The following is a 12,077-nucleotide window of genomic DNA, read 5'->3' on the forward strand; positions in this document are numbered from 1 at the left end:
CTCCTCGGGTGCCGCACGAGCGACCGCGCGCGGGAGCCCGGAGACCGACGGCGAAGGCCCCGACCACTGGTCGGGGCCTTCGCCGTCGTCGGGGCGCCTAGGCGTCAGCGCTGGTCGATCGCGACGTACTGCCGCTCGGGCGAGCCGGTGTAGACCTGGCGCGGCCGGCCGATCTTCGTCGTCGGGTCCTCGATCATCTCGCGGTACTGGGCGATCCAGCCGGGCAGGCGGCCCAGGGCGAACAGCGGGGTGAACATCTGGGTCGGGAAGCCCATGGCCTTGTAGATCAGGCCGGTGTAGAAGTCCACGTTCGGGTAGAGCTTGCGCTCGATGAAGTACTCGTCGTGGAGGGCGATCTCCTCCAGGCCCATGGCGATGTCGAGCAGCTCGTCGTTCTTGCCCAGGCGCTGCAGGACGTCGTGGGCGGCCTCCTTGACGATGGCGGCGCGCGGGTCGTAGTTCTTGTAGACCCGGTGGCCGAAGCCCATGAGGCGGACGCCGTCCTCCTTGTTCTTGACCTTGGTCATGAACTGCTCGACGGTGTCGCCGCCGGACTGGATGCGGCTGAGCATCTCCAGCACGGCCTCGTTGGCGCCGCCGTGCAGCGGTCCGGACAGCGCGCCGACGCCGGCGGCCACGGAGGCGTAGATGTTCGCGTGCGCCGAGCCCACCATGCGCACGGTCGACGTGGAGCAGTTCTGCTCGTGGTCGGCGTGGAGGATGAGCAGCATGTCGAGGGCCTTGACGATGGCCGGGTCGATGTCGTGGCGCTGGTAGGGCAGGCCGAACGTCATGCGGATGAAGTCCTCGATGTAGGACTTCGACGCGTCGGGGTAGAGCAGCGGCAGGCCGGTGGCGCGCTTGGCGATCGACGCGATCATCGTCGGCACCTTCGCCATGAGGAGCACCGTGGCCAGCTCGACCTGGTAGTGGTCCTTGGGGTCGAGCGTGTGCTGGTAGTACGTCGCCAGCGCGGAGATGCCCGACTGCAGGATGGCCATCGGGTGGCCGTTGGCGGGGAAGGCGGTGAAGAAGGCCTTGAAGTCCTCGTGCAGGATGGTGTGCCGCTTGATGCGGCGGGTGACCGCCTCGAGGGTCTCGGTGTCCGGCAGCTCGCCGTAGATGAGCAGGTAGGCCACCTCCAGGAAGGTGGAGTCCTTGGCCAGCTGGTCGATCGGGTAGCCGCGGTAGCGCAGGATGCCCTTGTCGCCGTCGATGTAGGTGATCGCCGACGTCGTCGACGCCGTGTTCATGAAGCCCGGGTCCAGCGTGACCAGCCCGGTCTGCTTGAGCAGGGAGGAGATGTTGACCCCGTCGTTGCCCTCGACCGCGTGGACGCGTTCGAACTGGAGCGCCTTGCCGTCTACCTCGAATGTTGCTGCCGCGCTCTGCTCGGCAATCGACATGTGTCCCCTCCTCGGGATGTGGCCCTCTGACGAGCGCCTCGTTGCGAACCCCCGGGCTCCGGTGGTGCCCGAGGGGGGCGTGATCCGACACACAACGATAGGCCATCGCGAGGGCGCCGCTCGAATTCGCCCGGTTTGTGACCCCCGGCACAAAGGGCCTCAGAACAGGCGTCCGCCCCCGCCCAGCCGGTCCGCGGCCGCCGCCACCCGCTCGTCCGTGGCCGTCAGCGCCACCCGCACGTAGCCCTCGCCGTGGGGGCCGTAGAAGCTGCCCGGCGCCACGAGGATGCCGCGGTGGGCCAGGGCGTCGACGAGCTCCCAGGAGCCGACGTCGTCGCGCCCGGCGGCGCGCACCCACAGGTACAGGCCGGCGGCCGTGGCGGGGTCCAGCGCCAGCCCGGCCGCCTCGACGGCGCCGAGCAGCACCTCGCGCCGGGCGCGGTAGCGCTCGCGCTGGGCTGCCACGTGGGCGTCGTCGGCGAGGACGGCGGTCATGGCGGCCTGGACGGGGAACGGCACGATCATCCCCGCGTGCTTGCGCACCTCGGTCAGCGGGCCGACCAGGGCGGGGTCCCCGGCCACGAACGCGGCCCGGTACCCGGCGAGGTTGGACTGCTTGCTCAGGGAGTACAGCGCCAGCAGGCCGGCGTGGTCCCCGCCGGTCACCCGCGGGTCGAGCAGCGAGGGCACCCCCTCTTCGGTCCACGGCGCGCGCCAGGGCAGCTCGGCGTAGCACTCGTCGGAGGCGACGACGGCGCCGCGCTCGCGCGCCCAGGCCACCACCGCGGCGAGCTGGTCCACGCCGAGCACGTGCCCGTCGGGGTTGCCCGGGGAGTTCAGCCAGACCAACCGCGTGCGCTCGGGCCAGGTGGTGGGGTCCTCGCCCACCGGGACCGGGGTGGCCCCGGCCAGCCGGGCGCCGACGTCGTAGGTGGGGTAGGCCGCCCGCGGGTGGACGACGACGTCGCCCTCCCCCAGCCCGAGCAGGGCCGGCAGCAGGGCCACCATCTCCTTCGAGCCCAGGGTGGGCAGGACGCCGTCGACGCCGAGGTCCGGCACGCCCCGGCGCCGGGCGAACCAGGCGACGACGGCCTCGCGCAGGGCGAGCGTGCCGACGGTCTGGGGGTAGCCCGGGGCGTTGGCGGCCTCCCGCAGCGCCTCCTGGGCGACGGCGGGGGTCGGGTCGACGGGCGTGCCGACGGAGAGGTCGACGATGCCGCCCGGGTGCGCCGCGGCGCGGGTCTTCGCCGGCGCGAGCGAGTCCCAGGGGAAGTCGGGCAGCGCGCGGCCGTGGAGCGGCACGCTCAGGCCTGCGGGGGCAGGGCGGCGATCATCGGGTCGTCCTTGTCGATGACGCCCATCTTCGCCGCGCCGCCCGGGGAGCCGAGGTCGTTGAAGAACTCGACGTTGGCGCGGTAGTAGTCCGACCAGATCTGGGGCGTGTCGTCCTCGTAGAAGATCGCCTCGACCGGGCACACCGGCTCGCAGGCGCCGCAGTCCACGCACTCGTCGGGGTGGATGTACAGCATCCGCTTGCCCTCGTAGATGCAGTCGACCGGACACTCGTCCACGCAGGCCCGGTCCTTGACGTCCACACACGGCTGGGCGATCACGTAGGTCACGGAAGCTTCCTTTCCTCGCTGGCCACGGCGCGGTGGCGCCCATGGCGACGTCGGCCCCCAGTATCCCGCAAGTCCGTGGCGGTGCACGAACCTGCGCCTGTCCTCGGGCGCGCTGCGCGCGGCGCCCGGCCGCGCGAGGGCCGCCGTCGCGTCGCACTCGTCCCCGGGCCCGTCCCGCTTTCCGGCTCCGGCCCCGGCCCCGGCCCGCGCCCCGGGCGGATCGAGCCCGAGTGCGACGAAACTGCTGCCACGACACCCCGATCATCGCAATATCGTCACAATCGCCGTGCCCCCTGGCCCTGACGCACCTCGGGGCCATGGCACGCGCGGGGCGGGCGCCGATTTTCCTGGGCGCGGCGCCGAGGGGCAGGCTGGGCGCATGACGCCCGCCGCTGACGCCCCTCGCCCGCTGCCCTGGCTGGAATGGAGCGTGGGCGAGCGGGTCGTGGTGCGCTACCGCGTCGAGGGCGGGTACTCCGACGCGCTGGGCGACCTGCTCGAGGTGCGGCCCGACGGCGTCCTCGTGCGTACCCGGCGCGGGGACGTGGAGGTGCCCGCCGAGCTGATGGTCACGGGCAAGCGGGTGCCGCCCCCGCCGCGGGTGGCCCCGCCTGCGCGCTGAGCACGTGCTCGCTCGACGCCGCGCTGAGCCGGCGTCCGGACCGCGTCCGGCACGCCGGCCGTGGCCCGGTACGCCCGACGCGGCGCGGCACGCCGGCGCGCGCGGTCAGGCTCTCAGGCGCGGACCCCGGCGTTCTCGGCGCCGAACTCCGCCAGCGCCTCGCCGGTGAGACGGAAGGTGGTCCACTCGTCCTGCGGGCGCGCGCCCAGGCTCCGGTAGAACCCGATGGACGGCTCGTTCCAGTCCAGCACCGCCCACTCCACCCGGGCGTAACCGCGCTCGACCGCGATCTGCGCCAGGGTCCGCAGGAGCGCCCGGCCGTGCCCGCGACCGCGCGCCTCGGGGCGCACGTAGAGGTCCTCGAGGTAGATCCCGTGCACGCCCTCCCATGTGGAGAAGTTCCGGAACCACAGCGCGAAGCCCTGGACCTCGCCGTCGTCCTCCGCCACGTGGGCGAAGACCGCGGGCGCGGGCCCGAACAGCGCCGCGTGCAGGCCCTCCTCGGTGGCCTTGACGGCGTCGGGCTCGCGCTCGTAGGTCGCCAGGTCGCGGACGAGCTGGAGGATGACCGGCACGTCCTCCGGCCGGACGGGACGGATGTGGCTCATCGGTCAGCCCTCCGAGGACGCCGGACTCGGGGACGGGCTGTGGCTCGGCTCCGGTTTGGGTGAGGGCTTCTCCCCGCAGACGATCTTGTTCCACGGCTGGTAGGTCCACGACCACTTCTGGCTCTCGGGCGCCTGGCCGGCGCGCGAGCGCTCCCGGGTGACGGTGACGGTGAAGCCGTACTGCCCGCCGGACTCGGCGATGCACTTCTCCGCCGGGTTGTAGACGGTGGTCGGCTTGGTGATGTTGTAGTGGTCCGACGTCGTGACGTTCACGTCCCAGACCTTGGTGCTCCACAGCCGGGTGTGCACGCGGCCGTTACCCACCCAGGCGTGGACCAGGATCCCGTAGTCGGTGTTGTTGCGCCAGACCATGTCGATCTGGCCCTCCCACAGCGTCGCCTCGCGGCCGGCCGGGTAGCGGTCGAACCAGCGCGAGTGCGGCTGGTGGGTGACGTCGTCCATGCCGGAGATGAGGCCGACGTTGTACATGTTGGTGGACAGCTGGGAGAGGCCGCCGCCGAGCGCGGTGGTGGAGAAGCCGTCCTCGACGACGCCGGAGGAGACGTACCCGTTGGCCGCGGTGATCGGGCCGAGCGCCTTGAGCAGGGAGAACTCCTCCCCCGGTTTGACGATCACGCCGGTCACCTTGGCCGTGCCGACCTCGAGGTTCTTGGTGCGCACCGGGTCGTACGGCATCGGCGTGGAGAAGTCGGCGATGATCTCCTTGATGCCGAGGGCCTGGGCGTCCTCGGTGCTGAACTCCGGCTCGGCGTCGACGAGCTGCACCGTGGCGGTGCGGTCGCTGGAGGTGCCGGCGGTTGCCACCGCCTGGGCGAGCTCCTTCGGGTCCAGGCCCCGGCCCGAGGTCGAGGGCACGATCTCCGGCTGCGCGCTGGCGTTGAGGATGATCTTCGCGTCCTCGCCGGCCACGCCGATCTCCGGGTTCGCCTCCTGGACGGCCTCGGCGAGGCCGTCGCCGTCCATCTCCAGCTCGAGGGCGCCGTCGTGATCGACGAAGCTCGCGTGCGCCGCGAGCGTCTCGGGGCTGAGCTGCGCGAGCTTGTCCTCCACGCTCACTGCCACCGGCCCGGAGACGAGCGGGTGGGCAAGCTCGGTCATGGCCTTCTCGACCGCCGCCGCGTTGACGGCGGGCTGGACCTCCTTGGTGGGCAGCTCGATCGGGCGCTCGGCCGAGAGCCACTCGCTCAGCACGAGCTGCTGGGCGGCCTCGACGTCGACCGACCGGCCCGCCACGGGCTCGGTGGGCTCCGGCGTGGCTCCCGTGAAGGCGATCGCACCCTCGACCGGGGCGACGTCGAGCTCGCTGGCCGCTGTCTCCAGGGCCTTGTGCAGGGCGCCCTCGTCGACGGTGGACACGGCCTGCGCCTCGCCGCGGCCGAAGATGTGGCCCCACAGCACGCGCGGGTCGAGGGAGAAGCCGACGAGCCGGTCGAGCGTGGCGTCGGCGTCGAGCGCGAGGCCGACGGCGGCGGGGTCGATGCTGGAGACGTTCTCCCCTCCGATCGACACCGGCACGACCTCGCCCTGGACGTCCGCGAGGCCGCTCTCGAGCCGCTGGCGCGCCTCGTCCGCGGGCAGCCCGCCGATCGAGACGCCGGCGACGACGGTGCCGTTGGGCACCTTGTCGCCGACGAACCAGGCGCCGATCCCGTAGGCGACGGCGGCGACGGCCACGACGATCGCGGCGACGACCAGGCCGCGCTTGTGGCTCTTGCGGGGTGCGTCGGCCTGGGCCGGGAACTGCGCGAGCGGGGAGGCAGGGGCCATGGGCTCGTCCTTCACGGGGTTGAGCCGCTCCGTCGGCGCCGCGGCGGCGGGGGCCGGGGGCTCCGCGGGCGGGCTCACCTCGGTCTGGTCCGCGGCGGGCGCGGGCGGCATCGCTGTGGTCTCGTCCGCGGCGGCGGGCGGCATCGCTGTGGTCTCGTCCGCGGCGGCGGGCGGCATCGCCGCGGTCTCGTCCACGGCGGGCGCGGGCGGCATCGCCGCGGTCTGGTCCGCGGCGGGCGCGGGCGGCATCGCCGCGGTCTCTTCCGCGGCGGGCGCGGGCGTCGCCTCGGTCTCGGGGTGCGCCTCGGCGGGCGGGGTCTCCGCCGCCGGGCGGTCGGCGACGGGCAGGACCTGGGTCTCGTCCTCCGCCGGGGCGGGGTGCTGGGGAGCCACCGGCTCGACCGACTCGGGAGCAGCCGGCTCGGCCCGCTCGGGAGCCCGCGGCTCGGCCGACTCGGCAGACGCCGGCTCCGGCTCCGCGGGAGCCGCCGTCGCGGCGACGGCATCGGCCTCATCGGCGCGCTGGGGGGCCTTGGTGGCCTCGGCCTCGGCCTCGGCCTCGGCGTCAGCCTCCGGGCGCTCAGGAGCGGCCGGCCCGTCCTCGAGTGCGGCGCCGCGGTCCTCGGAAGGGTCCGCAGCCCCTTCGGCGGTGTCGGTCAGATCGCTGTCGGTCTCGGCGAGCGCGCCGCCGTCGCCGTTCCCCGGACGGTCCACGTCCGCTGTATCGTGTGGTCGTCGGGCCGAGAGCACCGCGTCCAGATCGTTCAGTCCAGAACCGCCGGGCTGGTCGGGGGTGGTGCGGGTGCCGTCGTCTCCGGCGAACGGTTCCCCGGAGGGCCCACCGTGTCGGCCGGGCATAGAGTCCTGTGCCACGTGCTGTTGTTCCTCTTCCCCGTCGCGCCGGGCGCACGACCTCAGCATGGTAAGCAACGGTTCCCGGGCCCGTCCCATGCGGACGGGCCACTTCATCAATCTGTGACCAATTGATCGCTGTGCGCGGAACCGGGCGTGTCCATTCCGATCGACGGCGCCTGTCACGTCAACGAGATCCCGGTCACGTCCCCGGACACCGGGCACGTCGCCCGGCCGTCACGACAAGGGGCGGATCCGTCCCAGGTAGTGCACCAGCGCCCCGGTGCCGGTGGCGCCGAGCGTGGCGTCGAGGACCTCCCCGACGACGACGTCGTGGTCGCCGGCGGTCTTGATCCAGGCGGTGCGGCACTCCAGCCACCCCTGCGCGTGGTCGACCAGGGCGGCGCCGGACAGCGGCCCGCGGTGGTGCGGCACCCCGATGAGCTGGCCCATGGCGGGCCGTCCGGGCATCGCCAGCCGCTCCGCGGCCACCTGCGCGCCGGCGTCGACGAGGCTGATGGCCCAGGTGTCGACGTCGTCGAGCGCCTCGCGCAGCCGGGCGTCGGAGTACACGCAGAACAGCACCATCGGCGGGCGCAGCGACACCGAGGCGACCGCCGTCGCCGTCATGGCGAGGTCCGTCTGCCCGGCGCGCACGGACACCACGGTCACTCCCCCGGCGAGCCGGCCCATCGTCGCCCGGTAGCGCTCGACGAGCTCCTCGGGGTCGGGGACCGCCGCCCCCTCACTCATGGCGGCCGTGGCGTCGGGCGGGGTGCCGCACGCCCGCCGGGAGGTCGGCGTACCAGGACTTCGGGGTCGCGGCCGCGAGGGCCGCCGCGACGGGCAGCCCTAGGAGCCACACGCTGCTGGGCGCCCCCGAGGGCACGAGGACGTCGCCGCCGGGCCCGAGGAACGTCATCACCTGGCTTGTGAGGACGGCCGCCAGCCCGTACAGGACCACTCCGGCCATGTCCATCAGCGCCCGCGCGACGACGCCGCCCACCAGGACCATGAGCAGCGCCAGCCCCACCCCGAGCGGCACGGCGCCGAGCTGCCAGCGGTGCAGCATGGTCCCGCAGCCGGCGACGACGACGCCGAGCAGCACCACCGCCGCGACGCCGACCGCGGCGCCCGAGCGGTCCCGAGTCCTCATGGAACGATCTTCACCCCGAGGAACGCGGCGAGGCGCTCGATGCCCCGCGTGTCGGCGAGGCGGTCCCGCACGTCGAGACGGGCCAGGCCGAAGGTGCCCGCCAGGCTGTAGCGCTCGAGCACGGGGAGCTTCTCGGTGACGCTGTGGTGCACGGGCGCGACGTAGAGGTCGTCGACGCGGTCGAACCCGGGCACCAGGTGCAGGCCGGTGGAGGCGAGGAGCGGCAGCAGCAGCCCGTTGGCGACGGCGAACCAGCCGCGGGCGGGCTGGCTGGGCAGCGCCACCTCCTCGTGCTGGACATCCTGGAGCTGGCTGCGGTGCGCGCGCAGCGCGGAGATCACGGCCGGCAGCACGGCGGCGTAGTCCACCACCGCGTCGACCTTCTCCGGGGGGAAGACGAACGGGGGCATCTCCGTCGTCGGCGGCAGCGTGGCCAGGACGTCGCCGCGGGTGCCGAACTGCGGGGCGTGGGTGAGCTTGTCCGTCAGCCACTGCAGCGACTCCCGGTACCGGTCCTCGCGGGCGACGACCCAGACCACCACGGGCACCCGCCAGGGCTCCAGCCCGGCGAGCGGGTCGTCGGGGTCGTCGACCTCGCTGGCCTCGTGGGCGAGCTCGACGGCGCGCATGGTCACCTGGTGCACGTGGACGTGGTCCGGGTGGCCGTACCCGCCCCGCGGGTCCTCGGTGATGACCACCTGGGGCCGCTCCACCCGCAGCCGGGCGGCGAGCAGGCGGGCGACGACCTCGACCGGGACGGTGCTCAGGGCGTCCGGGCCGGCGTCGGGCAGCGGGCCGGCGACGCCGGGGCGCACCCAGACCATGCCGGAGTCGGTGAACCGGGCGGGCCGGCGGGCGGCGAGCCCGCGCACCTCGTCGAGGAAGTAGTGGCTGCGGACCCCCAGGGCCGCGCAGGCGCGGGCGAGCTCGCGGGTGCGCTGGTGGGCCAGGCCGACGGGGTCGCCGTCGAGATGGACGAGGTCCAGCGGGATGACCTGGCCCCGCTCCCCCCGGGTGCCGACGACGACCGTGGTCGGCAGGCCGACCCGGGCGGCCGCCGCGAGCAGGCCGCCGGCGGTGATCGTCTCGTCGTCGGGGTGCGCGAAGACCCCCAGCACCCCACCTGTCGGCGGCTCCGCCTCTTTGGTGCTCAGTGTCGACGCCATGGTTCCATCATGACCGCTTACCCCGACCCCGCCAGCGAAACGGGCGCCGTCGCCCCCTGACGCCGAGAGGCCAGGCCCACGGCGGTGGGACCTGGCCTCTCGGGAGGACGCGCGGACGCCGGCGGAACGGCGTCCTCGAGCGCACCGGCGCGCGCGGAGCGGCGTCAGGCGGCGACGCCGGACCGTCAGACGGCGGCGGCGGCGCGGCGGTTGCGCGAGGCGGCCCTGAAGCGCTCCTGGGAGTCGAGGATGACCTTGCGGATGCGCACGATCTCGGGCGTGACCTCCACGCACTCGTCCTCGGCGGCGAACTCGAGGGACTCCTCGAGGGTCAGCTTGCGCGGCGGCACGAGGTTCTCGAAGTTGTCCGCCGTGGAGGAGCGCATGTTGGTGAGCTTCTTCTCCTTGGTGATGTTGACGTCCATGTCCTCGTTGCGCGAGTTCTCGCCGACGACCTGGCCCTCGTAGACCTCGGAGGTGGGCTCGACGAAGAACGAGCCGCGCTCCTGCAGGTTGATCATCGCGTAGGGGGTGACGGCGCCGGCACGGTCGGCGACCAGCGAGCCGGTGTTGCGCATCTCGATCGTGCCCTGCCACGGCTCGTAGCCCTCGTGGATCGAGGAGGCGATGCCGGTGCCGCGGGTCTCGGTGAGGAAGCGGGTGCGGAAGCCGATGAGGCCACGGGCGGGTACGACGAACTCCATGCGCACCCAGCCGGTGCCGTGGTTGGACATCGTCTCCATGCGGCCCTTGCGCGCGGCCAGGAGCTGGGTGACGGTGCCCAGGTACTCCTCGGGCACGTCGATGGTCATGCGCTCCATCGGCTCGTGCTTCTTGCCGTCGACGGTGCGGGTGACCACCTGCGGCTTGCCGACGGTGAGCTCGAAGCCCTCGCGGCGCATCTGCTCGACGAGGATGGCCAGCGCCAGCTCGCCGCGGCCCTGGACCTCCCAGGCGTCGGGGCGGTCGGTGGGCAGCACCTTGAGCGAGACGTTGCCGATGAGCTCGCGGTCCAGGCGGTCCTTGACCTGCCGGGCGGTGAGCTTGTGGCCCTTGACCCGACCCGCCAGCGGGGAGGTGTTGATCCCGATGGTCATGGAGATCGCCGGGTCGTCCACCGTGATGAGCGGCAGCGGCCGGGGGTCCTCGGGGTCGACGAGCGACTCGCCGATGGTGATGTCCTCGATGCCGGCGACGGCGACGATGTCGCCCGCGGCCGCGCTCTCGGCGGGCACGCGGTCCAGCGCCTCGGTGCGCAGCAGCTCGGAGATGCGCACGTTCTTCAGGGTGCCGTCGTGGCGGGCCCAGGCCACGGTCTGGCCCTTGTGCAGCTCGCCGTTGTGGATGCGCAGCAGGGCCAGGCGGCCGAGGAACGGCGAGGCGTCGAGGTTGGTCACGTGCGCCTGCAGCGGGGCGCCCTCGTCGTAGGACGGCGCCGGGATCTGCTCGATGATCGTCTCGAACAGCGGCTCGAGGTCCTCGCTGTCCGGCAGCGTGCCGTCGGCGGGCTGGGTGAGGCTGGCGCGGCGGGCCTTGGCGGAGGCGTAGACGACCGGGACGTCGAGGATGGCGTCGAGGTCGAGGTCGGGCACCTCGTCGGCGAGGTCGGAGGCCAGGCCGAGGAGCAGGTCCTGGGCCTCGGAGACGACCTCGCTGATGCGCGAGTCGGGCCGGTCGACCTTGTTGACCACGAGCACGACGGGCAGCTTGGCGGCCAGCGCCTTGCGCAGGACGAAGCGGGTCTGGGGCAGCGGGCCCTCGGAGGCGTCCACGAGCAGGACGACGCCGTCGACCATGCTCAGCGCCCGCTCGACCTCGCCGCCGAAGTCGGCGTGGCCGGGGGTGTCGACGACGTTGATGACGAGCCCGTCCTCCAGGCCGGCGCGCTGGGCGGCCGGGCCGCGGTAGTGCACCGCGGTGTTCTTGGCGAGGATCGTGATGCCCTTCTCGCGCTCGAGGTCACCGGAGTCCATCGCGCGCTCGTCGACGTGCTGGTGCTCGCCGAAGGCGCCGGACTGCCACAGCATGGCGTCCACCAGGGTGGTCTTGCCGTGGTCGACGTGGGCGACGATCGCGACGTTGCGCAGATCCGAGCGCACAGGCATACGCAGAGCTCATTTCATCGGAGATGAGGGGCCGACCGCCGACGGCAGGAGAGACGCTGCCCGCGGGCCCGGCACCGGATACTCCGGCGCCAAACCGCAATTCTACCGGTTCACCCCCGCATTGCGTCACCCCCTGGCGGTGTGCGTGGGCTCACGCGCTCCCGGCCGGGCCCCTCGACCGTACCGCCTTTCCTCCATCCCGCGAGTGCGGGGGTTCCCGGCGGTCATACGAGCGCGGCGGCGGCGTCCCGATCGGGGAGGATGGGCCGGTGGGCCCGACCATCGTCTTCCGACCGACCTCCGCGCGCGTGTACGCGGTCATCACCTGGGTGGTGGCCGCCATCGTGCTGGCCGCCTTCGGGGCCAACGGCGGGATCGGGGAGGTGGTGCGCTACGGCGCCATCCCCCTGGCGATGGCGGTCTTCGGCTGGGCGGTGTTCTGGCGGCCTTGCGTCGAGGTGGGCGGCGACGGCGTCATCCTCGCCAACGTCCTGCGCACCGTGGAGGTGCCGTGGGGCGCGATCGAACGGGTGGACACCCGCTGGGGGCTGCGGCTGGTCACCGCCCACGGCGCGGTGACCGCATGGGCGGCGCCGGCGCGCGCGGGCATGGGGCGCGCCCGCAGCGCGCGGCGGGCCGAGCAGCTGCCCGACCACCTCTTTGAGGGCGCCGGCCGGGTGCGGCATGCCGGGGACGCGGCGACGGTCGGCGCCGTCGTCGAGGACCGGCTGGCCCGCCGGGCGGGCGCCGCC

The 12,077-nt window shown here is 73.4% G+C and carries 11 protein-coding genes; 2 read left to right on the plus strand and 9 right to left on the minus strand.

What is annotated here, in order from left to right; translation table 11 throughout:
• Positions 1–104 precede the first annotated feature (104 nt).
• The 3 genes from GD970_RS15170 to fdxA form a co-directional block, all read right to left on the minus strand.
• Positions 105–1,406, minus strand: a complete 1,302-nt coding sequence (locus tag GD970_RS15170) for a citrate synthase (protein WP_152203739.1) — start codon at positions 1,404–1,406, stop codon at positions 105–107.
• Between the two features lie 159 nt (positions 1,407–1,565).
• Positions 1,566–2,708, minus strand: coding sequence for a succinyldiaminopimelate transaminase (dapC, locus tag GD970_RS15175; protein ID WP_211489803.1), 1,143 nt, complete (start codon positions 2,706–2,708; stop codon positions 1,566–1,568).
• Positions 2,709–2,710: 2 nt separating this feature from the next.
• Positions 2,711–3,028 carry a ferredoxin gene (gene fdxA, locus GD970_RS22300; RefSeq protein ID WP_211489804.1) on the minus strand — a complete coding sequence of 106 codons (318 nt, stop codon included), beginning with the start codon at positions 3,026–3,028 and terminating at the stop codon, positions 2,711–2,713.
• A 379-nt stretch (positions 3,029–3,407) separates the two neighbouring features.
• On the opposite strand from fdxA, the gene GD970_RS15180 reads away from it, so the two are divergent.
• Positions 3,408–3,650, plus strand: a complete 243-nt coding sequence (locus GD970_RS15180; protein ID WP_152203741.1) for a putative acetyltransferase — start codon at positions 3,408–3,410, stop codon at positions 3,648–3,650.
• A gap of 113 nt (positions 3,651–3,763) precedes the next feature.
• Here GD970_RS15180 and GD970_RS15185 read toward each other — a convergent pair whose 3' ends face one another.
• The 6 genes from GD970_RS15185 to typA all read right to left on the minus strand — a co-directional run bounded on the left by GD970_RS15185 (position 3,764) and on the right by typA (position 11,325).
• Entirely contained in the window at positions 3,764–4,258 is a 495-nt protein-coding gene (locus GD970_RS15185) for a GNAT family N-acetyltransferase (protein WP_152203742.1), read from the minus strand.
• A 3-nt stretch (positions 4,259–4,261) separates the two neighbouring features.
• Complete coding sequence (locus tag GD970_RS15190) at positions 4,262–6,760, minus strand: VanW family protein (RefSeq protein WP_152203743.1); 2,499 nt, start codon at positions 6,758–6,760, stop codon at positions 4,262–4,264.
• 375 nt (positions 6,761–7,135) lie between these two features.
• Complete coding sequence (locus GD970_RS15195) at positions 7,136–7,651, minus strand: flavin reductase family protein (RefSeq protein ID WP_152203744.1); 516 nt, start codon at positions 7,649–7,651, stop codon at positions 7,136–7,138.
• Positions 7,644–8,054 (minus strand): hypothetical protein, encoded by a 411-nt coding sequence (locus GD970_RS15200; protein ID WP_152203745.1) that lies wholly within the window; start codon positions 8,052–8,054, stop codon positions 7,644–7,646. Before GD970_RS15200 ends, GD970_RS15195 begins: the two co-directional genes overlap by 8 nt.
• Complete coding sequence (locus GD970_RS15205; RefSeq protein WP_152203746.1) at positions 8,051–9,220, minus strand: PIG-L family deacetylase; 1,170 nt, start codon at positions 9,218–9,220, stop codon at positions 8,051–8,053. Before GD970_RS15205 ends, GD970_RS15200 begins: the two co-directional genes overlap by 4 nt.
• Positions 9,221–9,405: 185 nt before the next feature.
• Positions 9,406–11,325, minus strand: a complete 1,920-nt coding sequence (gene typA, locus GD970_RS15210) for a translational GTPase TypA (RefSeq protein WP_152203747.1) — start codon at positions 11,323–11,325, stop codon at positions 9,406–9,408.
• A gap of 269 nt (positions 11,326–11,594) precedes the next feature.
• Here typA and GD970_RS15215 point away from each other — a divergent pair.
• A partial coding sequence (locus GD970_RS15215; protein WP_193314963.1) for a PH domain-containing protein occupies positions 11,595–12,077 on the plus strand: 483 nt, incomplete at its 3' end.

The sequence above is a fragment of the Georgenia thermotolerans genome (genome assembly GCF_009193185.1).
GTDB classification, from domain to species: Bacteria; Actinomycetota; Actinomycetes; order Actinomycetales; family Actinomycetaceae; genus Georgenia; species Georgenia thermotolerans.

Bases quoted from the DNA above. Each gene is read 5' to 3' on its own strand.
- GD970_RS15195 (WP_152203744.1), bottom strand. From the start codon at position 7,651: ATGAGTGAGGGGGCGGCGGTCCCCGACCCCGAGGAGCTCGTCGAGCGC.
- GD970_RS15180 (WP_152203741.1), top strand. From the start codon at position 3,408: ATGACGCCCGCCGCTGACGCCCCTCGCCCGCTGCCCTGGCTGGAATGG.
- GD970_RS15205 (WP_152203746.1), bottom strand. From the start codon at position 9,220: ATGGCGTCGACACTGAGCACCAAAGAGGCGGAGCCGCCGACAGGTGGG.
- GD970_RS15185 (WP_152203742.1), bottom strand. From the start codon at position 4,258: ATGAGCCACATCCGTCCCGTCCGGCCGGAGGACGTGCCGGTCATCCTC.
- typA (WP_152203747.1), bottom strand. From the start codon at position 11,325: ATGCCTGTGCGCTCGGATCTGCGCAACGTCGCGATCGTCGCCCACGTC.
- GD970_RS15200 (WP_152203745.1), bottom strand. From the start codon at position 8,054: ATGAGGACTCGGGACCGCTCGGGCGCCGCGGTCGGCGTCGCGGCGGTG.
- GD970_RS15170 (WP_152203739.1), bottom strand. From the start codon at position 1,406: ATGTCGATTGCCGAGCAGAGCGCGGCAGCAACATTCGAGGTAGACGGC.